Origin of the sequence: Pseudomonas sp. BN414 (assembly GCF_029871275.1) — a bacterium.
Taxonomy (GTDB): Bacteria; Pseudomonadota; Gammaproteobacteria; order Pseudomonadales; family Pseudomonadaceae; genus Metapseudomonas; species Metapseudomonas resinovorans_C.
On record NZ_SSOL01000064.1, the window covers coordinates 73,288 to 98,190 of the forward strand.

Annotated in this window: 22 protein-coding genes and 1 pseudogene; 6 read left to right on the forward strand and 17 right to left on the reverse strand. The window is 64.5% G+C overall.

The genetic code is table 11. From position 1 onward, the window contains the following. Window positions 1-8: 8 nt before the first annotated feature. Window positions 9-422, reverse strand: coding sequence for a CBS domain-containing protein (locus E8E95_RS12875; RefSeq protein WP_280350669.1), 414 nt, complete (start codon window positions 420-422; stop codon window positions 9-11). Between the two features lie 210 nt (window positions 423-632). On the opposite strand from E8E95_RS12875, the gene E8E95_RS12880 reads away from it, so the two are divergent. Then, window positions 633-1,082, forward strand: coding sequence for a PA2169 family four-helix-bundle protein (locus tag E8E95_RS12880; protein ID WP_280350671.1), 450 nt, complete (start codon window positions 633-635; stop codon window positions 1,080-1,082). 222 nt (window positions 1,083-1,304) lie between these two features. Here E8E95_RS12880 and E8E95_RS12885 read toward each other — a convergent pair whose 3' ends face one another. Genes E8E95_RS12885 through E8E95_RS12895 form a run of 3 tightly spaced genes read right to left on the reverse strand, consistent with a single transcriptional unit; the run spans window position 1,305 to window position 3,587 of the window. Then, window positions 1,305-2,075, reverse strand: a complete 771-nt coding sequence (locus E8E95_RS12885; protein WP_280350673.1) for an alpha/beta fold hydrolase — start codon at window positions 2,073-2,075, stop codon at window positions 1,305-1,307. Further along, window positions 2,062-3,159 (reverse strand): DUF3182 family protein, encoded by a 1,098-nt coding sequence (locus E8E95_RS12890; RefSeq protein WP_280350676.1) that lies wholly within the window; start codon window positions 3,157-3,159, stop codon window positions 2,062-2,064. Before E8E95_RS12890 ends, E8E95_RS12885 begins: the two co-directional genes overlap by 14 nt. Then, window positions 3,159-3,587: a hypothetical protein gene (locus E8E95_RS12895; RefSeq protein ID WP_280350678.1), complete on the reverse strand. Its 429-nt coding sequence runs from the start codon at window positions 3,585-3,587 to the stop codon at window positions 3,159-3,161. The genes E8E95_RS12890 and E8E95_RS12895 overlap by 1 nt, the downstream gene beginning before the upstream one ends. A 165-nt stretch (window positions 3,588-3,752) precedes the next feature. On the opposite strand from E8E95_RS12895, the gene E8E95_RS12900 reads away from it, so the two are divergent. Then, window positions 3,753-4,082: a DUF2513 domain-containing protein gene (locus E8E95_RS12900; protein ID WP_280350680.1), complete on the forward strand. Its 330-nt coding sequence runs from the start codon at window positions 3,753-3,755 to the stop codon at window positions 4,080-4,082. Between the two features lie 28 nt (window positions 4,083-4,110). Continuing rightward, on the forward strand, window positions 4,111-6,573 hold the full coding sequence (locus E8E95_RS12905) for a glycogen/starch/alpha-glucan phosphorylase (protein ID WP_280350682.1): 2,463 nt from the start codon (window positions 4,111-4,113) through the stop codon (window positions 6,571-6,573). A 4-nt stretch (window positions 6,574-6,577) separates the two neighbouring features. Here E8E95_RS12905 and E8E95_RS12910 read toward each other — a convergent pair whose 3' ends face one another. Beyond that, the gene (locus E8E95_RS12910) at window positions 6,578-7,216 is read right to left on the reverse strand and encodes an NAD(P)H-binding protein (RefSeq protein ID WP_280350683.1); all 639 of its coding nucleotides are present in this window, start codon (window positions 7,214-7,216) and stop codon (window positions 6,578-6,580) included. After that, window positions 7,213-7,437 carry a hypothetical protein gene (locus E8E95_RS12915; protein ID WP_280350685.1) on the reverse strand — a complete coding sequence of 75 codons (225 nt, stop codon included), beginning with the start codon at window positions 7,435-7,437 and terminating at the stop codon, window positions 7,213-7,215. The genes E8E95_RS12910 and E8E95_RS12915 overlap by 4 nt, the downstream gene beginning before the upstream one ends. Before the next feature lie 172 nt (window positions 7,438-7,609). Here E8E95_RS12915 and E8E95_RS12920 point away from each other — a divergent pair, with 172 nt between their 5' ends. The 3 genes from E8E95_RS12920 to E8E95_RS12930 all read left to right on the forward strand — a co-directional run bounded on the left by E8E95_RS12920 (window position 7,610) and on the right by E8E95_RS12930 (window position 8,858). After that, a complete protein-coding gene (locus tag E8E95_RS12920) occupies window positions 7,610-7,762 on the forward strand; it encodes a PSPA7_2676 family Cys-rich small protein (RefSeq protein ID WP_179058669.1) in 153 nt (50 codons plus the stop codon). Between the two features lie 74 nt (window positions 7,763-7,836). Next, on the forward strand, window positions 7,837-8,730 hold the full coding sequence (locus E8E95_RS12925) for a Ku protein (RefSeq protein WP_280350690.1): 894 nt from the start codon (window positions 7,837-7,839) through the stop codon (window positions 8,728-8,730). Beyond that, window positions 8,727-8,858, forward strand: coding sequence for a hypothetical protein (locus E8E95_RS12930; protein ID WP_280350723.1), 132 nt, complete (start codon window positions 8,727-8,729; stop codon window positions 8,856-8,858). Before E8E95_RS12925 ends, E8E95_RS12930 begins: the two co-directional genes overlap by 4 nt. Before the next feature lie 15 nt (window positions 8,859-8,873). Here E8E95_RS12930 and E8E95_RS12935 read toward each other — a convergent pair whose 3' ends face one another. From E8E95_RS12935 to glgA, 11 genes and pseudogenes are all read right to left on the reverse strand, one after another. Then, complete coding sequence (locus E8E95_RS12935) at window positions 8,874-9,866, reverse strand: lysylphosphatidylglycerol synthase domain-containing protein (RefSeq protein ID WP_280350725.1); 993 nt, start codon at window positions 9,864-9,866, stop codon at window positions 8,874-8,876. Continuing rightward, window positions 9,863-11,068 carry a cardiolipin synthase ClsB gene (clsB, locus tag E8E95_RS12940; RefSeq protein WP_280350727.1) on the reverse strand — a complete coding sequence of 402 codons (1,206 nt, stop codon included), beginning with the start codon at window positions 11,066-11,068 and terminating at the stop codon, window positions 9,863-9,865. The genes E8E95_RS12935 and clsB overlap by 4 nt, the downstream gene beginning before the upstream one ends. Continuing rightward, window positions 11,065-11,853 carry an endonuclease/exonuclease/phosphatase family protein gene (locus E8E95_RS12945; RefSeq protein ID WP_179058673.1) on the reverse strand — a complete coding sequence of 263 codons (789 nt, stop codon included), beginning with the start codon at window positions 11,851-11,853 and terminating at the stop codon, window positions 11,065-11,067. Before E8E95_RS12945 ends, clsB begins: the two co-directional genes overlap by 4 nt. Further along, the gene (locus tag E8E95_RS12950; RefSeq protein ID WP_280350730.1) at window positions 11,850-12,767 is read right to left on the reverse strand and encodes a DUF72 domain-containing protein; all 918 of its coding nucleotides are present in this window, start codon (window positions 12,765-12,767) and stop codon (window positions 11,850-11,852) included. Before E8E95_RS12950 ends, E8E95_RS12945 begins: the two co-directional genes overlap by 4 nt. Window positions 12,768-12,984: 217 nt before the next feature. Continuing rightward, window positions 12,985-14,181: pseudogene (locus E8E95_RS12955) on the reverse strand (zinc-dependent alcohol dehydrogenase); the annotation flags it as partial. A gap of 120 nt (window positions 14,182-14,301) precedes the next feature. Next, window positions 14,302-16,461: a glycogen debranching protein GlgX gene (gene glgX, locus E8E95_RS12960; RefSeq protein ID WP_280350732.1), complete on the reverse strand. Its 2,160-nt coding sequence runs from the start codon at window positions 16,459-16,461 to the stop codon at window positions 14,302-14,304. A gap of 9 nt (window positions 16,462-16,470) precedes the next feature. Next, on the reverse strand, window positions 16,471-16,743 hold the full coding sequence (locus tag E8E95_RS12965) for a DUF2934 domain-containing protein (protein WP_280350734.1): 273 nt from the start codon (window positions 16,741-16,743) through the stop codon (window positions 16,471-16,473). Further along, window positions 16,740-19,538 carry a malto-oligosyltrehalose synthase gene (locus E8E95_RS12970; protein ID WP_280350736.1) on the reverse strand — a complete coding sequence of 933 codons (2,799 nt, stop codon included), beginning with the start codon at window positions 19,536-19,538 and terminating at the stop codon, window positions 16,740-16,742. Before E8E95_RS12970 ends, E8E95_RS12965 begins: the two co-directional genes overlap by 4 nt. Then, entirely contained in the window at window positions 19,531-21,603 is a 2,073-nt protein-coding gene (gene malQ / locus E8E95_RS12975; RefSeq protein ID WP_280350738.1) for a 4-alpha-glucanotransferase, read from the reverse strand. The genes E8E95_RS12970 and malQ overlap by 8 nt, the downstream gene beginning before the upstream one ends. Further along, entirely contained in the window at window positions 21,600-23,363 is a 1,764-nt protein-coding gene (gene treZ / locus E8E95_RS12980) for a malto-oligosyltrehalose trehalohydrolase (RefSeq protein WP_280350740.1), read from the reverse strand. The genes malQ and treZ overlap by 4 nt, the downstream gene beginning before the upstream one ends. Beyond that, window positions 23,360-24,898 (reverse strand): glycogen synthase GlgA, encoded by a 1,539-nt coding sequence (gene glgA, locus E8E95_RS12985; RefSeq protein ID WP_280350742.1) that lies wholly within the window; start codon window positions 24,896-24,898, stop codon window positions 23,360-23,362. Before glgA ends, treZ begins: the two co-directional genes overlap by 4 nt. Between the last annotated feature and the right edge of the window lie 5 nt (window positions 24,899-24,903).

Here is a 24,903-nt window from a genome sequence, read left to right on the forward strand (position 1 = left end):
CTGATGCATCAGTGAGCGCGGGCGACGCCCTGCAGAACCGTGGCGCTGGCGTGTTCACTGCGGCAGGCGGCGATATTGCCCAGCGACACCACGCCCACGAGCCTTTTTTCGCGATTGAGCACCGGCAGGCGACGCAACTGGATCTGCGCCATGTTCTCGGCGACGTGCTGGACGTCCTCGTCCTCGAAGCAGTAACGGACATCGCCGCTCATCACCTGACGCACCGGTGTATCCGCACCAAGGCCGGCTGCGACGCCACGGAGGGCGATATCCCGGTCGGTCACCATGCCCACCAGTCGATCACCTTCGTGTACCAGAATCGCACCGCTGTCGATGCTTTCCATGAGCGATGCGACTTCGCGCAGGGTCCGCTCAGGGGTAGTGGTCTGGACGTTTCGCGTCATGATTTCGCTGATTCTCATCTCGGGTACTCCCTATCAATGCAAAGGCCCCGGCTGGGGCCCCTGAAAGAGTCGACTGACCTGCTCCCCGGTCGTTCAGGTTGTTTCGTCAGTACCGGCCATCCGCGGGTCCGAACACCGCGCAGAGAAAGCCAGTCACCTGTTAGGAACCGACCTGGTCGTCCAGGCGAAGCCACGAACGAGCCGGAGTGCCCGGCATGGGAGGCGGTCATGACTGATCCACACGAAACGGCAAGGGTGCTCAATGGCCTGGTGCAGACCTGCAAGGATGGCGAAGAAGGGTTTCGCACCTGCGCCAAGGCGGTGCTGAGCCCGCCGCTGCAGCAGATGCTCGAAGCCCGCGCCGAGGAATGCGCGGCAGCGGCGGAGAAACTGCAGGGGATGGTGATGGAACTGGGTGACGTCCCTGAAGAGCACACCAGCACCGGCGGCGACATGCACCGCCGTTGGATCAATTTCAAGGCGCTGATCACCGGGCAGAACGAGAAAGCCATCCTCGATGAGTGCGAACGGGGCGAGGACGCGGCGATGCACAACTACGAGAAGGCCCTCGATGAGGCCTTGCCACCGGCAGTCCGCGAGGTGGTGCAGATGCAGTACGCCGGGGTGATCCGCAATCACGGGCAAATGCGCGCGTTGAAGGATAGTGGGCGGATTTGAGGGCTGGGCTTCCGAGTCAGCCTGACACAGCCCTCACCCCCGGCCCCTCTCCCTGAAGAGGAGAGGGGTGACTCGCGACGGCGACGCACTAACAGTCCTGAAGCAGCTAGTGGCCTGAAATTTGGCACCGAGGTGGGGCAGTGGGTAGGAGCGAGCTTGCTCGCGAAAGATCGAGCTCGGACCTTCGCGAGCAAGCTCGCTCCTACAGAGTCCGTGCGAAGGTCAGGAATACCGCGCCGAATGATGCGGATAATCCCCCACCCGCGCACCGATCACCATTTCGCTGAACCAGTTGGTGAGAATCTTCGTGTAGGCCTGCTGGTCGCAGTCCTGGCTCATGGCGTGGTCGGCGCCGTCGAGTATCCGGTGGGTCAGCGAATGGGCCTTCTCGAACGCCGCGCGGTAGCTCATCAGGGTGGTATGGGGCACGAAGGTGTCGTGCTCGGACTCCACCAGCAGCACATCACCGGCAAAAGCAGAGCAAGCCTTCAGGGCCAGATTGTCGATGGGATTCCACGGAATGTTCCGGTATCGCGCCAGCCGCGCCACGTCCAGCAGATGCTTGGGCGAGTCCCATTCGTCGTCCCAGTACAGCGCCGGCACTCTTAGCGCCAGCCATTTCACCGGCCGCAGCGTGGTGAGGAAGGTCGCCAGGTAGCCGCCGTAGCTGCTGCCGATCACTGCGATGCATTCCGAATCGATCGCCGGATGGGTGGCCAGCCGGTCGTAGGCCGCGACTATGTCATCGAGGTTGTGCCGGCGGGTGACGCTTTCCTTGGAGGCGATGGTCTTCTCGTGGCCGCGCAGGTCGAAGGTCAGGCACACGCAACCCAGGCCGGCGATGCCGCGGGCGCGAGCCAGGTCGCGCTGCTGGCTGCCGCCCCAGCCATGCACGAAGAGAACGCCCGGGACTCGGGTCTCGGGCGCGAGGAGCGTTCCGGCAATTGCTTCGTTATCCACCACGATCTCCACTTGTTCGCTATGTGCTGTCATGAGGTTCCACCTTGACGTACTTGGAAAGTTTGCCGAGTTCGGGCTCCTCTCCCTGATAGAGCTGGATCGAATCGGCAGGGGGCGGTGCGTCACCGTAGATTTCCTGGGTCGAGGCACACACGCTCTTCAGCGAGGAATCGGCCGCGAAGGCCTCGAGAGCGAACACTTCGGCCGCGCTCGCGCCACCAATCCGCCAGGATTGCTCCAGGACCCCGGACCGCTGCCGCCCGCGAGCGTCCAGCCCCCTTGCGATGTCGTAGTTGCGGCGTGAGGCGAACATTTCCGGATAGCTGTCGAAGGCGGCCTTCTCGTAAATGCGCGCCTGCTCGATCGCCAGGCGGGTTGCCGGTGGCAGGTCGAGCTTCATCAGGTCCGCGTAATCGCCGTTCACCAGGGTCAGCTGCGAGCCGCCATAGACACTTTCGCCGTCGTTATCTTGGGTCAGCTGCTGGGTGCCGAAGTAGCTGACCACCAGGCCGGCGGCGCGTATCTGGCCGACGCTGAAAGTTTCGGGCTGTTCCAGGTCCTCTTCCAGCACCAGGCCCCAGGTCCCGAGTTCTTCCGCATCCTGTTCGTCCAGCGCTTCGCCCAGGTCGTGCAGGTTCCAGATCACCTGCTGGCCGCGCCCGGCCTTGCCGCGCACCGGTTTCAGGCGCAGCGGGCCATGTTCCAGCATCGCTTCACCGGCGCGCCGGGCGTCGGTCAGGTCGAACACCGTATAACCATGCAGGATTGCCTTGGCAGCCTGCTCGGCAAAGCGCTCGGACCAGCCCGGCGGAACACGGTTAGGCAGTTTGAACAACGGATGAGTGATCGCCTTGGTGGCCGTGAAGGGCTGCGGGACCAGGCCGCCGAAGAAATCATCCGGTCCGTGTATGCCCAGGCCGTTGCCATTGCCGATCAGCGTTTCATCGGGAATCAGGTAGTACTGTCCCTGTTCGTGCTGCAGCGGGTCGTAACGGCCGAGAAACGGGCAGCCCAGCAGTTCACCGAGCTTCTCACCCAGAATCCGGTGCACGGCCAGTTCATGCTCCAGGAAGCGCTCGCCGACCTGCAGCAGCAGAACTCCATCGAGGCGCTTCATCACTGTTCCCGCCAGGTACCGCCGCTGTTTTCACAGTCGGTGCGGGCCTGTCCCAGGTTGGCGACGCTGTAGTAGTAAGTGATGACCTTGGCGTCATTGGGGATTGCCGGGCGTGCCTGGCTTTCGTTCTCCGCGCCGGATCGGGGATTGGCCAGGGATTCCTGGGTCAGGGCTGCGATGCACTGACCATCGCTGCCGTCGGCGCAACGTTCGACCGGGTGCTTCTGGCTGCTGAGCATTTCCTTGCTCTCATTGCTGCAGGACCAGTCGATGGTCGACTCGGGCACGCCGGTGAACTCATAGCAGCTCTCCATCTCGACTGCCGGTACTGCGGAACTCGATGAACGGGTCATGACATGGCATGCCTCGGCCATGGCCGAACCTGTGCCTAGCAGAAAGAGCAGCGGGATCAGGGGGGCGAGGCGCATGGTCAATCTCCAGTCAGCTGTTCACAGCTTCTGAACGGGGAGGTTCGCGGAGAGTTCAGGGTGATTGATCAACGGAAGCGCGCCGGGGGCGAGAAAGTCTGAACTCGCGGCCGTCGCTGTGGACTCAAATTGAAGGCGTTGTCGCCGTACGAGGAGCAATCACTCATGAAGCGGAACTGGGATCTGATCAGGGATCTACTGCTGGAAATCGAGGCCCTGGAACCAGGCCATCTCGTGACCCTGCATTGCACCGATGAACACAGTCTGGGGGAGGTGGACTATCACCTTCACCTGATGGAACAGGCCGGTCTGGTGGAATGCCGGGAGCAGCGCCAGTGGAATGGCGAGTCCGGCCGCGTCGCCAGTGCATTGACCCTGCATGGCCACGACCTGCTCGACAGTATCCGCGACCAGGAGAACTGGGACGCCAAGAAGGCCATGCTGCTGCAGCGCCTGGGCGTCATCTCCTACGATTCGTTAAGGAAGATCTGCTAATCCCCTTTGCAGCTGACGAGAGGTGGTGATGGCCGAGCAGCCAACTCCCGCCGATGCCGTCCAGACGTTCAAGGACAGCATTCTGGCGAAACTCAAGTACGCCGTTGGCAAATCCCCGGTAACCGCCTTCGATCATGACTGGTTCGAGGCGCTGGCCCTGGCGACGCGCGACTACCTGGTTGACCAATGGGAGGAAGCTTCCAGCCATGTCGACCGGCAGGACCAGAAGCGCATCTATTACCTCTCGCTGGAATTCCTCATCGGCCGCCTGCTGATGGATAACCTGAGCAACCTCGGCCTGCTGGACGTGGCCCGCCAGGCCATGGCCGACTTGAACGTCGACCTCGACCGCATCCGTGAAGTGGAACCCGACGCAGCCTTGGGCAACGGCGGCCTCGGGCGATTGGCCGCGTGCTTCATGGAAAGCATGGCAACCCTGCGCGTGGCCGCGCATGGCTACGGCATTCGATACGAACACGGTCTTTTCCGTCAGGCCATCATCGACGGCTGGCAGGCGGAACAGACGGAAACCTGGCTGGATTTCGGCAACCCCTGGGAGTTCGAACGACCCGAAGTGGCGTATACCGTCGGCTTCGGCGGCAGCGTCTTCAGCCACCAGGAGGAAGACGGTAGCGTCCGGCAGATCTGGCAACCCCACGAGACCATTCGCGCCATCGCCTATGACACGCCCGTGGTCGGCTGGCGGCGCTCGGCGGTGAATACCCTGCGACTGTGGCGCGCACGTGCCGAGGAAGACCTGCAACTGGACCGCTTCAATGCCGGCGACCACATCGGCGCAGTGGCGGACGTGGTACGGGCCGAATCCATCTCCCTCGTGCTTTATCCCGCCGATATCACCGAAGCCGGACAGGAGCTACGCCTGCGCCAGGAGTTCTTCTTCGTTTCGGCCTCGCTCCAGGACCTGTTGCAGCGCCATATGGACCAGTACGGCGACGTGAACAACCTGCCCGAAAAGGTGGCAATCCAGCTCAACGACACGCACCCGGCCATTGCCGTTGTCGAACTGATGCGCCAACTGGTGGACGTGCACAGGATGGAGTGGGGCAAGGCGTGGGAGCTGACGGTGGCGACGCTGGCCTACACCAATCACACGCTGTTGCCGGAAGCGCTGGAGTCCTGGCCGGTGGCGTTGATGGAACGCCTGTTGCCCCGGCACCTGCAGATCATCTACCTGATCAACGCCTTGCACATCGATGCCCTACGCGCCAAGGACATCCACGACTTTGCGCTGCTGCGCTCGGTGTCGCTGATCGAGGAAGAGCAGGGGCGGCGCGTGCGCATGGGCAATCTGGCGTTTCTCGGTGCCCATAGCGTCAACGGCGTGTCGGCGTTGCATACCCGCCTGATGCAGAAAACGGTGTTCCGCGACCTGCACCAGCTGTACCCCAATCGGGTGAACAACAAGACCAACGGCGTGACCTTCCGCCGCTGGCTATTCCAGGTCAATCCGCAACTTACCCGCCTGCTGGTGGAAACCCTGGGGGAGGGCGTTCTGGATTCGCCGGAAACCGTGTTGCGGGAGCTGGAGCCCTGTGCCGACAAGCAGACGTTCCGCAAACAGTTCAGTCTCAGCCGCCAGCACAACAAGGACGCCCTGGCGCAGCTGATCCGCCAGCGGTTGGGCATCGCCGTGGATTCCCATGCCATCTTCGACGTGCAGGTCAAACGCATCCACGAATACAAACGCCAGCTGCTGAACCTGCTGCACACCGTGGCCCTCTATCAGGCGATCCGCAACGACCCGGCCACCGACTGGGTGCCACGCGTGAAGATTTTCGCCGGCAAGGCCGCCGCCAGTTACCAGCAGGCCAAGATGATCATCAAGCTGGCCAACGACATCAGCCGAACCATCAATGACGACCCCACGGTAAGCGGGCTGCTGAAGGTGGTGTTCATCCCCAACTACAACGTCAGCCTGGCCGAAGCGATCATTCCGGCGGCCGACCTTTCCGAACAGATTTCCACCGCCGGCCTCGAGGCGTCGGGGACCAGCAACATGAAGTTCGCCCTTAACGGCGCATTGACCATCGGCACCCTGGATGGCGCCAATGTCGAGATGTGCGAACGGATCGGCCGGGACAACATGTTCATCTTCGGCATGACGGCGCAACAGGTTGAGCAGCGCCGCCTGGACGAACTGGCCGGCGAGCCGGCGGCCCCGTATTCCGAGCGTCTCCACGCGGCGCTGGATGCCGTTCGCTCAGGGGTGTTTTCCCCGGAAGACCGGGGACGTTACCTGGGGATGATAGATGCGCTGATCCGTGAGGACCGCTACCGGGTCTGCGATGATTTCGATGCCTACTGGAATGCCCAGCGGCAGGTGGACAAATGCTGGCAGAACACTTCCCGCTGGTGGCGTTCCGCGGTACTCAACACGGCGCGCATGGGCTGGTTTTCCTCCGACCGCAGCATTCGCGAATACGCCACCGATATCTGGCATGTTCCCGTTCCGCCGCCGGAACAGCCCTGACGACTCAGGCCTCCTCGTCGCAGAGCAGCAGGCACTGGTGCAAGTGATTTCGCAGCATCAGTTCGTCCAGCACGGCCGAGGCGAAACTTTGCAGCAGCTCGACCGAGTGGGCCTTCTCGGCTGAGGGCGCGTGCACGAAATCCTCGAAGTCCAGGTCCGGATCGTAGCCTTGCGGCGCTTCCACCAAGGTCCATTCCAAACCACTGTCCAGCAGGCGTCGCTGGAGGTATTCCGCCGCAGGTGCCGGGCTGGAGGGCGACTGCTCCAGCCATCGGAGCGGATCGATGATCACCAGCCGACGTACCCCCGCAATGCACAGGCCATCGATCAGGGCGCTGATCCCGGTATAGACCTGCGCAAAGGGCTCGCCGCTGCCGTCATGGGCTGCGGCGGGCACACCGGACGCGCAAGGCATGCCGATCACGGCAGTCTTGCCCACCACTGCCTGGCTTACGCTTAGAGCGTCGTAGGGGTTGCTGCTCATCGCGCGGATGCCGGGCCGTGCGGTGATCGCGTTGAGGTCGCTGAGCACGGCGCCGACCTCGTACTGGCGATGCAGGGCCTCCACCATCAGCGCATAGCCGAGCGCGCTTTGCGCACCGTAGAGCGCCAGCTTCACCGCCGGAGTCTCGAGATTCTTCATGACTGCAGGTTATGGGCCGGGGTGGGCCCATCCTTCTTCGGGTGGCTGATGCGGGTCACCTGGACATCGGTGAAGGATTCGGGGGAGGCGGAGGTGTGCAGGGAGCCCAGGTAGAAGCGTGCCTGGTCCGGCGTCATGGCTTCGCTATCCGCTTCCACCTCGACGCTGCAGGGCTGGTTGTCGAGGATGTAGCTGATGAGGAATAGCGTCTTCTTGGACATGAGCGGGCACTCCCTTTGGCTTGATGTATTAGAGGTAGAGTCGCGGCCTGCCAGTAGGGGTTCCGCCAATCCGTCGGACGGCGCCGCGCCGGCCGATTGGCTGAGCCGACGAGGAACCCCGGCTGTCGAACGGTCATGCACGACACTCCCGCTTCACGCGGGGGAGGTTGCGATGAGCTTCATCTGTTTCTTCTGCGGCTGTGCCTGGATGCTGGAAATGCCGGTACGAATCGGCAATGAGAACCTCATGCAGCAGCGCTGCAGCCGTTGCGGCAGCAACCGCTATATCAGGCCTGTCGAAGAAACCCGCCAGCCAGGGAGGTAGCCCGGCGGATTCCTGCAACTTTGCGGAGGACGGCCTGTCGGTCGAATGTAGGCCACCGCGAAGGGGAAATTTCCATGGCACGCGCAATCTGGAAAGGCGCCATCAGCTTCGGACTCGTGCACATTCCGGTCGCCCTGGTTTCCGCCAGCGAATCCAGCGGCATCGATTTCGACTGGCTGGACAAGCGCAGCATGGAGCCGGTCGGCTACAAGCGCGTGAACAAGATCACCGGCAAGGAAATCCAGCACGAGGACATCGTCAAGGGCGTGGAATACGGTGATGGGCACTATGTGGTCCTCAGCGATGACGAAATCCGCCAGGCGCACCCGGAGTCGACGCAGACCATCGATATCATCGCCTTCGTTGAAGCCACGCAGATTCCCCTGCAGAACATCGAAGCGCCGTATTACCTCAGCCCCGACAAGCGTGGTGGCAAGGTCTATGCCTTGCTGCGCGAAGCCCTCGAAGCGTCGGGCAAGGTAGCCCTCGCCGAGGTTGTCCTGCGCACCCGCCAGCACCTCGCTGCGCTGATGCCGATGGAGAATGCGCTGGTCCTGGTGATGCTGCGCTGGCCCTCTGAAGTGCGAAAACTCGATGTGCTGGACCTGGGCTCAGACGTGACCAACGCGAAACTGAGCAAGGGCGAGATGCAGATGGCCAGCCGTCTCATCGAGGACATGACCACCGACTGGGAGCCGGAATCCTATGTCGACACCTTCAGCGAGAAGGTGATGGAACTGGTGGAACAGAAGGCCAAGGCGGGCAAGATCGAGCGCGTGGAACAACCGGGCGAGGAACCGACTGGCCGAGGCGCCGAGATCATCGACCTTACCGAATTGCTGCGTCGCAGCCTGGGTGGCAAACGCAAGGGCGGCAAGCCCACTGAAGAAACAGAAGAGGCCGAAGAAGCACCACGCCGGCGCGCGGGTGGCACCGCGCGCAAACCCGCCAAGGCGTCACGCAAATGAACGCCGATATCCATCGCGCCCCCCGGACGGAAGTCGCCGGCATCGGCATCAGCAGCCCGTGCTGGAAAATGGATGCGGCCAGCGGCACCCGCAACATGTGGACCCTGATCGGCAGCACGCCGCCCTGAAGCGACTGATCGGCGTCAGCTCGTCTCCTCCGATTTTTCCGGCCGGACCTTGTGCTTGTGCTGCTTGCGAATGGTCTTGGCGCGTTTTTCCAGGATCAGATAGGTCACTACAGCGATCAGCAACGGCACCAGGAAATAGAGCGTGCGGTAGCCCAGCAGGGCCGCCACCAATCCACCCTGGCTGACCTGGTCGTGCAGCAGGGCGAGGAACACCGTTTCCAGCACGCCGAGCCCGGCCGGGATATGCGTGATCACCCCCGCCACGCAGCTGATCAGCAGGATGCCGAGAATCGACGGGTAGTAGGTGCCGTGTCCGTGGGGCAGCAGCCAGAAGATCAGTGAGGCCATCAGCGCCCAATTGGTCGCGCCGAGCCAGATCTGGATCAGCGCCAGGCGCAGCGAGGGCAGGGTGATCTCATGGTCCCGCCACGACCAGGTCCGCTTTTCAGCCCAGCCGCAGGCGTACAGATAGATGCCGACCAGCACCAGGAGCAGCAGGCCGATCATTTGCAGGCCGGTCACACCCAGGCTCCAGCTGGCCGGGAGTTTCACCAGCCGTAGGGAAAACACCACGCCCGCCAGCGCCATGTAACCAATCCAGTTGGTAAGGATGCCGAGGCTGATGATGCGCGTGACCGTGGCGGTATCCAGGCCGAGCCGCTTGTACAGTCGATAACGCAGCGCCACACCGCCGACCCAGGTGGTGAAGTTGAGGTTGAAGGCGTAGCAGACGAAGGCCACCGGCAGGACCTGGCGCGCGGGCAGGTGGTGCCCGGTGTAGGCGCGGCCAATGAGGTCGAAGATGCTGAAAACCATGTAACTGCAGAAGGCCAGGACGCCGCCCACCAGCAAGGTGGTGAAGCTGAAGGCCTGCAGCGACTTCTTCACCTCGTTCCAGTCGAGGTTGCGTGCCACCAGGTAAAGCAGGACCGGCATCAACAGAATGAAAAACAGGGTCAGCAGCCGCGAACCCCATTTCATCCACGGTTTCTTGGCGGACTCGCTCATCGCGGCTTGCCCTCATCCAGGTGGGGTTCTTCGTCCTCGGCCGGGTGCTGCGACTCGAGGTTGGGCCGGTGAGCGGGGAACCAGCCGGCAATGGCGGGAAAGCGCCGGATGAAGTGGAAACACAGGAAGATCAGCGGCGCCCGCCACCAATAGCCCCGGATCATTCGCTCCAGGCTGATGCTCTTGCAGTGGGCGGTCGCCAACTGCTCCAGATGGCGGTGCAGGTGATGGTTGAAGGCTCGGTCCCGCACGAACAGATTGGCTTCCAGGTTAAGGGCCAGGCTCAGGGGGTCGAGGTTGCTGGAACCCACGGTCGACCATTCCTCGTCCACCAGGGCGACCTTGCCGTGCAGCGGGCGTTGGCAGTACTCGTAGATGGTCACGCCTTCACGCAGCAGGTAGTTGTAGAGCAGGCGGGAGAAGCTCTGGGCCCAGAGCATGTCCGGCTGCCCCTGCAGGATCAGCACCACCTTCACGCCTCGGCGGGCCGCGTTGCGCAGCTCGCGCAGCAGGCGGTAGCCGGGAAAGAAGTAGGCATTGGCCACCACCATGTGCGAGCGAGCGCTGCGGAAAGCGGCCAGATACTGCTGTTCGATATCGGTGGTATGGCGATTGTTGTCGCGCTCCACCAGCAGGATGCGCGCCTGGCCGGTGCTTTGCAGCGGTGGCCGGACCTCGCTGGGGCCTTCCAGTACGGGGGAGAGCAGGCGCAGGCTGGAACGGTGCAGGTCGGCCACTATCGGACCGCTCACTTCCACGGCGTAGTCCTGCTTGGCCATGGGGCCGAAGTCCGCCAGGTGGTCGGCGGAGTAGTTGATGCCGCCGACGAAGGCCAGCTCACCGTCGATCACGACGATCTTGCGATGCAGGCGACGGAACAGGTTGGTGCGCATGCCCAGTAGTCGCGGGCTGGGATCGAAGGCATGCACTCGCACGCCCGCCGAGGTCATGCTGGCGATGAACGCGTCGCCCAGGTCCGCGGTGCCGTAGCCATCGAAGGCCAGCTCCACCCTGACGCCGCGCTGGGCCACTTCGATCAGTACTTCCTTGAGTTCGTAGCCGACCTTGTCCTCGAAAATGATGAAGGTCTCGACCAGCACTTCGTGCTTCGCCGCGCGGATGCACTCGAATACCCGCGGGTAATACTCCTCGCCGTTGACCAGCAGTTCGATGTGGTTGCCGTCGCGCCATTGCCCGTTCACAGATGTACCTCCGCGGCCAGCGGCGCATGGTCGGACAGGTGCGACCAGGGACGGGTCGACAGCACTTCGGCGTCATGGCAGCTGGCGTTGCGCACGTAGATGCGGTCGAGGCAGAGCAGCGGAAGGCGTGCGGGGAAGGTCTTGGCAGGCGCGCCATAGGCCCAGCCGAAGGCTTCCACCAGGCCGTGTTCCGCCAGCATGCCGTCGGCGCGCAGGCGCCAGTCGTTGAAGTCTCCCGCGACTATGGTCGGGGCCTGTGGGTTCAGCGTGGAAAGCAGCTCCGAGAGCAGCCCGATCTGCAGCTTGCGGTGTCCCTCGCGCAGGCCCAGATGGACGCAGATGGCGTGCACTTCGCGATGCCCCGGCACATCCAGGATGCAATGCAGCACGCCGCGCTGCTCATTGCCATGCACCGTCACGTCGAGATTTTCATGGTGGATGATGGGGAATTTCGACAGCAGCGCATTGCCGTGGTGGCCATCCGGATAGACCGCGTTACGCCCATAGGCGAACTGCGGCCAGATGCTGTCGGCAAGGAACTCGTACTGCGGCGTCGCTGGCCAGTCCTGGTAACGCCGGGCATGGCGATCATGGCTGCCCAGGACTTCCTGCAGGAACACGATGTCGGCGTTGGTGGTGCGCACGGCATCGCGCAGCTCGGGTAGGATGAAACGCCGGTTGAAGGCGGTGAAGCCCTTGTGCGTGTTGATGGTGATCACCTTCAGACGATGCACGGCGGTGATCCGGTCGATGACGATCTCTGGCATGGGAATGGTCGTGGTCACGGTGGTGTTCCTTGCAAGACACCAGGTTCGGTTTCCAGGTCCCTGGTGAGGTCCAGGCGCTCGAGCAGTCGTCGTGCATCGAAAGGCGCGCGCACTTTCAGGTCGTTATCGAAGTAGCAATAGATGTCCCGCGACTTGCGCTGCTTGGGCTGGTGCTCATCCACCACATGGGCGTCGCCGGGCTGACGGCCGGCGCTCCAGGTGCGGATGCGCGTCTCCCAACGCTCCAGGGCCTGTTCGGAATAGCCGCTGGCGTAGAGCGCCTTGTCGCCATGCAGGCGCAGGTAGACGAAGTCGCTGGTGAGGTCTTCCAGGTACGGCCACTTGCCGGCGGTGTCCGCGATCACCAGGGCGACCTTGTGCTTGCGCAGCAGTTGCACGAACTCGTCACAGACGAAGCTCTCGTTGCGGATTTCCACGGCATGGCGCAGCACGGCCCGGGCTGGCGCATCCCGATAGCCCGATTTCTTCAGGCGCTCACTGCAATGGCTGGCGCAGTTCCGGGCTGCAAGGGACGTGCGCGGCAGCAGGTCGAAAAAGTGGGCGAAGAGTTCGGCATCGAACTTCATGCTGGGCGGGAACTGCCAGAGGATCGGCCCCAGCTTCTCACCCAGTTGCAACAGGCCCGAAGCGAAGAAATTGGCCAGCGGTTGCTCGACCTCCCTCAGCCTGCGGGTGTGGGTGATGTAGCGCGGCGCCTTGACGGCGAAGATGAAATCCTCCGGCGCGTCATCACGCCAGTGGGCGTAGCGCACCGGATTCTGCAAGGCGTAGAAGGACCCATTGATCTCGATGCTGTTGACCGCGCGCGAGGCGAAGGCCAGTTCGCGGTCCTGGGGCAGTCCATCGGGATAGAAGATTCCCCGCCAGGGCGCATAGCGCCATCCGGAAATACCCACGCGTATTTCACCCACAGCGGCGTCCTCAACTATCGGTTTTCTTCGGTTTGGGACCCGCGGGCAGTGTGGCGGACTCGGTTCGTTCCTGACGATTGGCCGAGTCTTCGGCATCGCTGCGTTCCCCTGGCGGCGGTTTGGGACCGGCCGGAAGCGTTGCCGTCTTGTCGGACTTGTCGGCGGCGGTCCAGTCGTAGACGACTTCCTCGCCTACACCCTCCTTGCTCTCCGTGGGCTTCTGGGGCTGCAGCTCCACCTTGATCCAGCCGCTTTCGCGGCGATCGAACGCCTTGAAGGCTTCGATGGCATCACCCATCGGCTTGATCTGGGTGAGAATCTTGGCTGGGTCGATGCGGCCCGCCTGGATCATCTCGATCAGGATCGGGATGTAGCGCCGGTGGTGGCAGTTGCCCATGTTGATGGTGAGGTTCTTGTTCATGGCTCCTCCGATGGGAAAGCGGCATGCCTGCTGCGGATACACGCCGATGATGCCGAGGGTTCCGGCCTTGGCCAGGGCCTCGACCGCCCAGCGCAGGGCCTGGCTCGGCGCGGTGCCGGGGTGCCAGTTGTCGCCATCGGGGTGCGAGTGGGGGGTAACCTCGGCCATCTCCTGATGAAACTCGGAGCCGACGTTCGAATCGCAATGGGCGGGGCATTCGGCGTCCACGCCAACGGCCTCGATCGCGCGATCCACGCCGATCCCGTTGGTCAGGCGGCGCAGGGTCTCGACCGGGTCTTCCAGGTCGAAGTTGATGATCTCCGCACCCTGTTGCCGGGCCATCCGCAGGCGGTCATCGAGCTTGTCGATGGCAAAAACGCGGGTCGCGCCGAGCAACTTCGCGCTGGCGATGGCGAACTGGCCGACGGGCCCACACCCGAACACGGCCACGGTGTCGCCTGGCGTGACCTCCGCCAACTCGGCGCCGAAGTACCCGGTCGGAAAGATGTCGGAAAGCAGGATCGCCTGGTCATCGCTGATGCTGGTGGGCAGTTTGACCAGGCCGATATTGGCGTGGGGAATGCGCGCCAGTTCGGCTTGCAGGCCGTGGAAAGGCCCGGTGGTGGCAGGGCCGCCGTAAAAGGCGGTGCCGGCCTCCTTGCCGTTGGGGTTGGCCTCATCGCACTGGGCGTAGTAGCCGGCGCGGCAGTAGGAGCAGTTTCCACAGGCAATGGTGGACGGCACCACCACGCGGTCGCCGATTTCCAGGTTGCGGACGTCCTTGCCCAGTGCCTCGATGATGCCGACGCCTTCATGCCCGAGGATGGTGCCCTTGACCATGCCGCTCACGGTTCCCCGGACGAAATGCAGATCGGTCCCGCAGATCGCCGAGGCCGTCAGGCGGATGATCGCGTCGGTCGGTTCCTGCAGCACCGGTTCCGCTACGTCATCGAGACGGATATCGCCAACGTCGTGAAAAACCACGGCTTTCATAGGTCGGCTCCTCTGGCGTTCGGGGGTTGCTGCAACTAACCGGGCCGTCCGAACCAGCCCTTTATGTTCCGACTTGGGGCCCTCACGGAGGGTTCAGCCTTTTTGACGGAGCGGCGCCAGTCAGACAGCCCGGGCCAGCTGGACCAGTTCGAACAGTGCGAGCGACCGACCGGTGACTTCATAGGGTTCGTCGAAAGGCAACTCGCCCTGGCTGCGCAGGGCCGGGCTGTCGGTATCCACGAGGCAGTGCCAACCGGAGCCGCCGGTCACCTGGGGAAGCTGGAAGTTCACCGCTTCATGATGGGCGTTGACGACCAGCAACACCGTCGCATCGGCCCCGCTGCGGCGGATGCCCGTCGGCTGTGCGCGACCGTCCATGAGCATGCCCATGCAACGGGTGTTCTCGTCGAGCCAGTTCTCCTCGGTCATTTCCTCGCCGTCGGGCGCGAGCCAGGTGACGTCCTTCACCCCCAGTTCCTCGTTGTAATGACCGACCAGGAAGCGCCCGCGACGCATGATCGGATAGGCCCGCCGCAGGCTCGCCAGGCGACGGGTGAACTCCAGCAGGTCGCGGCCTTCCTCATCCAGCCTCCAATCGACCCAGCCGATTTCATTGTCCTGGCAGTAGGCATTGTTGTTGCCGTGCTGGGTGCGGCTGAACTCGTCGCCGGCCAGCAGCATCGGCGTGCCCTGGGAGAACATCAGGGTGGCGAGCAGGTTGCGCATCTGCCGCATGCGCAGCTCACGGAGCTGCGGATCATCGGTCGGGCCTTCGCAACCGTGGTTCCAGGACAGGTTGTGGTCGCTGCCGTCCTGGTTGTCCTCGCCGTTGTCCTCGTTGTGCTTGTGGTCGTAGGAGACCAGGTCACGCAGAGTGAAGCCATCGTGTGCGGTGATGAAGTTCACCGAGGCGAAGGGCCGCCGGCCGCGCTGATTGAACAGGTCGCCGGAGGCCGTGAGACGCTTGGCCAGGGTCCGTGCCTTGCCGTTGTCGCCGCGCCAGAAGGCCCGCACCGTATCGCGGAAGCGGTCGTTCCATTCCGCCCAGCCGGGCGGGAAGCCGCCGACCTGGTAGCCGCCGGGACCGCAGTCCCAGGGTTCGGCAATGAGTTTCAGGCGGCTGAGTACCGGGTCCTGGCGGCAGGCCACGAGAAATCCGTGGCGCTCCTCATAGCCCTGGGAGCGCCGGGCGAGGATGGTGGCGAGGTCGAAGCGGAAACCGTCGACGTGCATCTCGGTCGCCCAGTAGCGCAGCGAATCGGTGACCATCTGCAGGACGCAGGGGTGACTGAGGTCGAGGGTGTTGCCGGTACCGGAATCGTTGATGTAGTGACGGCGGGAGTCGGGCACCAATCGGTAGTAGGTCGCGTTGTCGATGCCGCGCATGGACAGGGTGGGGCCCAGTTCGTTGCCTTCGGCGGTGTGGTTGTAGACCACGTCGAGGATCAGCTCCAGGCCGGCGTCGTGAAGGTGCGCCACCATCTCCTTGAATTCGCTCACCTGGCCGCTGGCAAGGTAGGCGGGGTGGGGCGCGAAGAAACCGATGCTGTTGTATCCCCAGTAGTTGCTCATGCCCTTTTCCAGCAGGTGCTTGTCGTCGAGGAAGGCATGCACCGGCAGCAGCTCGATGGCGGAAACACCCAGGGAACGCAGGTGCTGGATCAGCTCGCGGCTCGCCAGCCCGGCGAATGTACCGCGCAGATTTTCCGCCACCGCCGGATGCCGCATGCTGATGCCGCGCAGGTGTGCCTCGTAGATCAGCGTGCTGTCCCAGGGGATGCGTCGGTGTTGCTGGTCGCCCCAGGTGAAGGCGCGATCGATGACCTTGCATTTGGGCACGAAGGCAGCGCTGTCGCGGGTATCGAAGCTGAGGTCGGCGTCCGGCGAGCCGATCTCGTAGCCGAACAGCGCTTCCGACCAGCGCAGCCGCCCGACCAATTGCTTGGCATAGGGATCGATGAGCAGTTTGTTCGGGTTGAAGCGGTGCCCGGCCTCGGGCTCGTAGGGGCCATGCACCCGAAAGCCGTAGACCTGGCCGGGATGGGCGTCGGGCAGGTAGCCGTGCCAGATCTCGTCGGTGTACTCGGGGAGCTCGATGCGCTCCAGTTCGGTCTCGCCCGTGCCATCGAACAGGCACAGTTCGACCCGTGTGGCGTGGGCCGAGAAGATCGAGAAATTGACCCCCAGTCCATCCCAGCTCGCGCCCAGCGGAAAGGGGTGCCCTTCGCTGATGCGCGAACGCCGCAGGACTTCAGGGGCACGTGCGCGCTGCCTGCTCATGCTGCCTCCTTAGCCGATCTCAGGATTTCGGTTCGGTGGGGGGTTGCTGGTGATGGATTTCGGCGCGCTGGGCTTGCGTGGTGCCGGGGCTTTGGCGGGCTCGACCGGCTCGGGCTTGGTGACTCGGCGGGTACGGACGACTTCCGCAGGGGTGGGCGTATGGGCTATTTCGGCGAGGACGCAGGCCAATTGCCAATGCCGCGTCGACTGGCCCTCCGGGCAACCTTCCGACTCCCAGATCTGGTAGGCGAGTTCGCGGATTCGTGCTTCGTCGTTGCTCATGGTTGCGGCTCCCGGTTCGAGGGTGTGATCAGTAGAAGATTGACGGGGAAGTCGGCCAGCAGGTCGGCAACCTCCAGGCAATTTTGCCGAGGGACGAGGTCGCGGCTTGAAAACGCGCCGCTCAAGCGCCCCTTGCGCAGTGAACGAGGCAATTTGAGACGGGTATCCGCCCAGTGCTGCGGCGGCACCTGGGGCAGGGGACCGTCGAGGAGCGTCGAAGCCAGGCGCGGCGCCACCACCACCATTCCAAACAGTTCATGGCAGCGGGCGAAGGCCAGGACCCGTTCGGCCTGGGGGCCTTCGACCTCAAGCGGCTCATAGCTACCCTGGCTGAACAGGAGCGGCTGCTTCTGGCGCAGGTTGAGCACGGTCGCCACCAATCGCTGCTTGATATGGCCGTTGGTCCAGGACCGCAGCAGTTCTTGCGGCGCGCCCTGGTCAGCCAAACCGGCGATGCGCGCGGCGAAGTCGACTTCCTGGCGATTGTCCGGGTCCACCAGGCTGAAGTCCCAGAATTCGGTGCCCTGATAGAGGTCCGGCACGCCGGGCGTGGTCATCCGCAACAGGCACTGGACCAGGCCGTTGAGCGCGCCGGCTGGGGCGATTTCGGCAACGGCGGCGAGCAGGTCCTTGCGCAGTGGACGCCCTTCGGGGCTCTCCAGCAGACGCGCAAGAAAGACGCGGCAGGCCGCTTCGTAGGGCTGGTTCGGCGCGCTCCAACTGCTGCGCAACCGAGCCTCGCGAAGGAATTTTTCCTGCCAGCGCTGCAACCGTTCGAGGTAGCCCTGCATGCCGTCGGCATCCGTCAGGGAAAGCCCGGGTGGCCAACTGCCCAGCACGGTCTGGTACAGCGCAAGTTCGTCGGCCGGTGCGATGGTCTCTTCGTCATCGGCGACGTTACGCAGTGGATCGGCCAACCGACGCCAGCGCTGAACCGCCTTGAAAAACCAGTCCGAGCGCTCGCTGAGTACCGCAAGCCGGGCGCGCGCATCCTCGCCGCGCTTGTGGTCATGGGTTGCGGTGGCCAGCAGGTTATTGGGGAAGCGGGCGGCGCGCTCCAGGCAAGCGCAATGGAACTCCGTCGGGGGCGCACTGAAATGCTCGGGGCCGAAGCCGACGTCGTTGCGCGAAAGCAGCACGATCGAGCGGTAGCAGGCGGTGTCTTCCACGGCCTTGGCCGCCGCCGGCGATGTCAGCTGCTGGAAGCGCTGCAGGACCTGCCGCCGCAGACGACGCTTGGGACCGCGGGGGACATCGCGCAGCGCCTGCGCACCGAGCCAGCGGTCGAGATAATCGAACAACGACCAGTCAGCCGGTGCAAGGCTGGTACGGGCACCGTTCAAGGCGCGCTGGAACACCTCCTCGTCCTCGTAGGAACGCCCGCAAGCGCCGGCGTAGGTCCGATAGACGGGGAAGTGCGCCACCAGCTCCACCAGCGCCCGGCGGATGGCGCCGAGGGTGAGGTCGCGGCTCGCCAGTTCGCCTCGGGCAATCTGCAGCAGGCCCTGGGCTACCGTTTCCACATCGCCGGCCAGGGAACTGGTCAGCAGCAGTCGGCGTGCCTCCTGGGACTCTTCGGGGAAGTTTCCGCTGCGACCGCTGATGGCGGTCCAGAGCGCACACAGGCGCAGTTCGCCCAGCGGGTCGTGCTGCAGCAGGGACACCTCGTTCATGAAGTCGTACCCCGTGGTCCCGTCGACGTCCCAGTTCCGCGGGAGGTGCTCGCCATGACCGAGGATCTTTTCCACGTAGATGGGGAAAGGCGGGCGCCGGGGCAGGGCATCCAGCAGGCGCTCGACGCGTCGGCGCAAGCGGCGGCAATAACCTCGCGGATCGGCCAGGCCATCCACGTGGTCGATGCGCAGCCCGTCCACCAGCCCGCGTGCGACCAGCTCGAAGAGCTTGGCGTGGGTCGCCTCGAACACCTCGGCGCGCTCCACCCGCAGGCCACCCAGTTCATTGATGTCGAAGAAGCGCCGCCAGTTGATGTCGTCGGCGGCGGTTCGCCAGCTGGCGACGCGATAGGGCTGACGTTCCAGGAGTTCGTGCAAGCGCTGCATGCCGGCCTCGTTGTCGCCCAGGTACTGGTCCATTCCCAGTTCCAGTGCAGCCGCTTTGCCAGATTCCGCGACCAGGCGCGCAAACGCTTCTTTCAAGGCCTGCGCCCGGTCGCGGGGGGAGGGCGCGTCCGCCAGCCGGTCGAAGTCCTGCGCCAGGGCGGAAAGATCGGGGTCACCCGTGCTGCGCAGGATTTCGCCCCAGGTGGGGGGCGAGAGCGGGAAGAGGTGATCGAAATGGCGGACGGCAAAGCCGCCACGCTCGCTGTCGTACCCCAGCTGCAACCCGCCTGCGGACAGCACCTCGGCATAGTCGTTGGCGAGGAAGGGCGCCAGTAGCTGGCCATCCAGCAGCGGGTCGGTTGATTGCCACTGGATATCGAAGAAATTCGCATAGGGGCTCGCCTGGCCCCATTCCAGGACGTCCAGCCACCAGGGATTGCTGTCGCCGCCCACGGCCATGTGGTTCGGTACGAGATCGAGGATCAACCCCATGCGTTGGTGGCGCAGCGCTTCCACCAGCCGCTCCAGGGCGGATTCGCCGCCCAGTTCGGGATTGATCGTCGTCGGGTCCACCACGTCGTAGCCGTGACTGGAACCGGGGCGGGCGGTGAACAGCGGTGAGCAATACAGATGACTGATGCCCAGTTCGGCGAAGTAGGGCACCAGGGGTATCGCGTCGTCGAGGGTGAAGCCGCGATGGAACTGCAAGCGCAAGGTGGCGCGTACTTCATCCATCCGGCACCTCCATTCGCTGTTCGCGACCCTCCACCAGGCAGCCGAGGTGCTGGCGGGCTACCGGGAGTTCGAGCAGTTCGGCTGCCGCCACCGGCAAGCGGCGACGCCAGTTGGGATGCAAATCGCCAGGGCCCGGCAGGTTGGGCTGCTCGGACTCTCCCAGCAGGTCCTCCAGCGGCACGAGCACCAGCGGCGCGGGTGTCTCCGCGACATAGCCGATGCAGGCCTGCACGCAATGCTCGATGTCGTGCTCATGGGGGGAAAGATGGCCCTCCACCCGCAGTGCGGCCGTCAGTGCCTTGCATTCCTGTTGGCGAACCTCGAAGTCGTTGCGCGTGGTCTCCATGTCGCTGTGGCCGGCTTTCAGACGCCAACTGATGTCCTGTCCCTGGAACCAGCCCTGCAGGGTCGGCAGGTCATGGGTCGTGGTGGTCGCCAGGGCGTCATGGGGCCAGTCGCAGGGCAGGGCGAAGGCACCGTCGGCGTGCTCGAACAACAGCACGCGCATGCCGAGGATATTGCGCCGTGCGAGTTCTTTCTGCAGGCCGTCGGGAACCGTGCCGAGGTCTTCGCCGATCACCAGGCCCTGGCTGCGCCAGGCCTCCAGGCTGATCAGGCGCAACAGGTCCTGGAGCGGGAAGCGCAAGTAGGCGCCGCTTCCCGGGTCGGCGCCTTCGGGGATCACCCAGAGTCGCTGCAGGCCCATGACGTGGTCGATCCGCACCCCGCCGGCGCAGCCGAAGCTGGCCCGCAGCATCTGGATGAACGCCTGGTAGCCGTGCTCTTTCAGGCCCAAGGGTGAGAATGCCCAGACGCCCCAGTTCTGACCGGAGCGGTTGAGGACGTCTGGCGGCGCACCCACGGTGACGCTGGCCAGCAGCTGTTCCTGGCACGCCCAGGCCTGGCTGCCCGCGCAGTCCGCGCCCACGGCAAGATCGGCGATCAGCCCGATGCCCATGCCGGCGCCGATGGCGGCGATCTGTGCGCGTTCCAGCCCACGGACCACGAGCCATTGGGCAAAGGCATGAAACTCCACGTCGCGGGCATGCTCGCGGGCGAAGCGCTGGACGGCGGAGTGGGTGGGATTGCGCAAGTGCTCCGGCCAGCAGCGCCAATCCCCGGAAGCACCGCTGGCCAGCATATGTCCGTGCAGGGCTTCGAAGCGGCAATGGAGGAGCAGGGCGTCACCCGCCTGTTCACGGAAGCGCTCGAAGTCGTGGCGCAACGCACCCTGTTCTTCTTCGAACTGCTGGTAGAGCTGGCGCAGGACCGCCATCCGCGCCCGGGAAAGCGCCGGCCAGTCGAGCAGAGGCAAGGATTCCAGGCGAGCGTACTCGGCACCCAGGCCGGTCGCCGCCAGGGCACGTGCCAGCGCGGCATCGCCCAGCACACTGGCAGGAGCCGCATGCAGCACGTTGAAGTGCAGACGGCTGGAGGGTGAATAAGGGCCGTACTGCTCACCATTGGCGCTGAACATGGCGTGTACCGGGCTGATGGCCAGCGCGTCGGCACCACGGCGCCCGGCGCTACAGGCGAGGTTCTCGACAGCGCGGGTGTCGCCGAGGCCGCCGTCTCCAGCCCGACGCAGGGCGTAGAGCTGGGCGGTGAGGCCCCAGGCGTGCTCATGGCCGACCAGTTCGCGAACACTGGGGCAAGCGGGTGGGGCGACGGCAAGGCAGAGTTCACTGTCGCCGATCAGCAACGGGTGGTAGCCGCAGGCGTCGGGGGCGTTCAGACAGCAGTCCGCATCGAGTCGTCCCTCGCTCAGCCGGCCATCGTCCAGGCGCAGTTGGTAGCCCTGGCCAGGACGCCCGATTCCGGCCAGGGATAACCGTTCGCCCTGGTCGAGCACGATCAGCGGGCCGAGGCGGGCGGCCTGTTGGCGCTCGCGCACACCGGCCAGGCTGCCGGCTATCTGCTGGGGAGATTGCGCCGCATAGCCCATGGCTTCCAGGAGGCCGCGCTGGACTTCGGGACTGACGCGCTGCGCCTGGCCATTGGAATCCACCCAGTCCAGTTGCAGACCGGCGGCATTGGCCAGTTCCGCCAGTTGCACATCGCTCATGGCGCCGGTTCCAGCAGTGCCAGGGCGCTTCGCGGCGGCAATCGGCCTTCGGCCAGGTCGACGCCTTGGACACGATGGGTGAACAGAATCTCCGCGTTGTCATTCACGGGTTCCAGGGCGACCGGGGACTCACCCAGGTTGATCAGGATATCCAGGCGGGTGCCGTCGCCCATCTGCCAGGCAGCGCTTACCGCATGGGAACCCAGTACAGCGGACTCCAGGGTGCGGCAGCCGTGCAGCCGGGGGATGATGCTGCCGTGTCGCAGTCCGAGCAGGTTCCGATAGAAGGCCAGGTATTCGCGGTGCCGCAGCTGGTTGACCAGGTCGAGATCGGGCAGGCAGCGGTTGAAGGTGCGGGGGGCGTTGGGATCGGGGATGTTCTCGCGCAAGGCGGCGTCGCTGAAGGCTGGAAATGCCGCGAACTCGTTACGCCGGCCCTCACGAACCGCGGCCCCCAACGCTTCCGGGTGATCGGTGAAGTAGAGAAAAGGCTGCGTCGAGCCCCATTCCTCGCCCATGAACAGCAGCGGAATCATCGGCGAGAGCAACAACAGCACGGCAGCGGCTTTCAGCGCATCCAGGTCGGCGAGGGCCGGCAGCCGTTCACCGTAGGCGCGATTGCCGACCTGATCGTGGTTCTGCAGGAAGATTACGAATGCGCTGGGAGGCAGATGGGCGCTGGGCTCGCCACGGCCGAAGCCATTGCGGTCGGATTGCCCCTGGTAGGCGAAGCCTTCCCCCAGGCAGGTGGCCAGCTTGAGGGCCGGCGCCTCGGCGAAATCCGCGTAGTAGCCGTGGCGTTCGCCGGTGAGCAGGACGTGCAGGGCGTTGTGCGCGTCATCGTTCCACTGGGCATCGAAGCCGTGCTCCAGCAGGCTGGCCTGGTTGAACTCGTTTTCGAGCACGAGATGCACATGGCGGTTGCGCGGGAGGGTCGTTCGCACCCGGCTCGCCAGTTCCAACATGAACGCCGTGTCGCGGATCGCATGCACCGCGTCGATGCGCAGCCCATCCACGCGGTAATCCTGGAGCCACATCAAGGCGTTCTCGATGAAGTACTCGCTGACTTCGGGTCGGCGGAAATCGATGGCATCGCCCCAGGGCGTCTGGCGGTCGGTGCGGAAGAAGTCCGACGCGTAATGACCGAGGTAATTCCCTTCAGGCCCGAAGTGGTTGTAGACCACATCCACCAGCACCATCAGCCCCAGCTCATGGGCCCGATCGACCAGGCTACGCAGCTCATCCGGCGTCCCGTAGGAGGAATCCGGGGCGAAGGGCAGGACGCCGTCGTAGCCCCAATTGCGCTTACCCGGAAATTCACCGAGGGGCATCAGCTCCACCGCCGTGACGCCCAGTTCGCGCAGCGTTGGCAGGTAGGCTTCCACTTCGGCGAAGCCCCCCAGCAACCCGGCATGCAGCTCGTAGATCACCGCCTCGTGCCAGGGGCGCCCGCACCAGTCCGTCATGCGCCAGGAATAAGCCGCAGGATCGACCACCATGCTGAAGCCGTGGATGTCGCCGGCCTGTTTACGCGAGGCCGGGTCCGGAACCCGGCGCTCGCCGTCGACGACATAGCGGTATCCGGTGTCCGCGCCGCACTCCAGCTCGCCACCGAACCAGCCTCCGGGTTGCTCCGCCAGCGGGTGCAGGGAACCATCCATCAGCTCCACCGCCACGCTGCGGCAATCCGGGGCCCAGAGGGCGAAGCGGGTGGTGTGCGGGCCGATCAGACGGGCTCCATGGAGCGGGTCGGTGATCACAGCGCGTCCCCTGCCTCGCACTGGCTGTCCACCAGCCGCTGGTACAGCTCGTCATAGGGCCAGATCGTACGGCCCCAATAGAGGGGCGAATCCATCGCGTGGACGCGCATGGCGTCCAGCAGCTCGGGATGCCGGTAGACCGCCAAGGCACGATCGATGGCGTCCCGGTAGCTGTCCACCGTTTCATCCTCGAAATGGAATCCGGTGACGCCGTCCTCGATGGTGTCCGCCAAACCACCCGTGCGATGCGCGATGGGCAGCGAGCCGAAACACTGGGCGTACATCTGGCTCAGGCCGCAGGGCTCGAAGCGCGAGGGCATGAGCAGGAAGTCGCTGCCGGCGAACATGCGCCTCGCCACGGTTTCATCGAAGCCGATGCTCACGCCGATACGGCCGGGGTAGCTCTCGCCCAGGTCGACCATCGCCTGTTCCAGGTCCGGTTCGCCCTGGCCGATCACGACGATGCTGCCGCCGGCTTCGACGATATGCCCGGCCACATCGTGGGTGAGGTCGATGCCTTTCTGTTGCACCAGGCGGGAAATCACGGCGAACAACGGGCCGTCGTGCATTTCCAGCTGGAAGCGTTCTCTTACATGGCGCGCGTTGGCTTCCTTGCCCTGCCAGCGGCCGGCGCTGAAACCCTCCACGAGGTGGGGGTCGCTGCGCGGCTCCCAGCTTTCGTCGATTCCGTTGATGATTCCGCTCAGCTGGCCGTTGTTAACCTTGGCCTGTAGCATGCCTTCCAGCCCGCAACCGAACAGCGGCGTGGTGATTTCCTGGGCATAGGTTTCGCTGACGGTGGTCACATGGTTCGAGTAGGCGATCCCGCCCTTGAGGAAGGACAGCTTGCCGTAGAACTCCAGGGCCTCGGAGGTGAGGGCCTCGGCCGGGATGCCGAGTTCCGCGCTGCATTGCAGGTCGCACAGGCCCTGGTAGGCGAGGTTGTGGATGGTGAACACACGCGGCGTGTTCACGCCGTGCCAGGCCATGTAGGCGGACGCCAGGGCAGCCGGCCAGTCGTTGGCATGGACCAGTTCCGGACACCAGCTGATGCAGGCCGTGCCGTCGGCGATCTGTGCGGCCGCCAGGCCAAGTCTGGCGAAGCGGATGTGGTTGTCCGGCCAGTCGTGGCCGTGGCCGTCACCATAGGGCGTACCTTCCCGTTCGTAGAGTTCGGGGCAGATCAGCAGGTAGACGATGAGCCCGTCGGGCAGGTCCATGCGGCCGATGCGGCAAGGGGGCAGGGCGGCCAGGCCGTTCACCTGGCCGATCATGCGAATGGGATAGCCACTTTCCAGCACCTGCCGATAGCCCGGCAGCAACACGCGCATGTCGTGGTGGGCGGACAACGCCTTCGGCAAGGCTGCCGAGACATCGCCGAGCCCGCCGACCTTGACCAGGTCGGCCAGCTCAGATGTGACGAAGAGGATGCGCTTCTTGGCCGCCTGCAAGCTGCCCAGATGCAATTCGGCCCTGGGCCTGGGTTCGATGCAAACAGCTTCGTCGACCTGGGCCGTGGCTACAGCATTTCCCATAATGT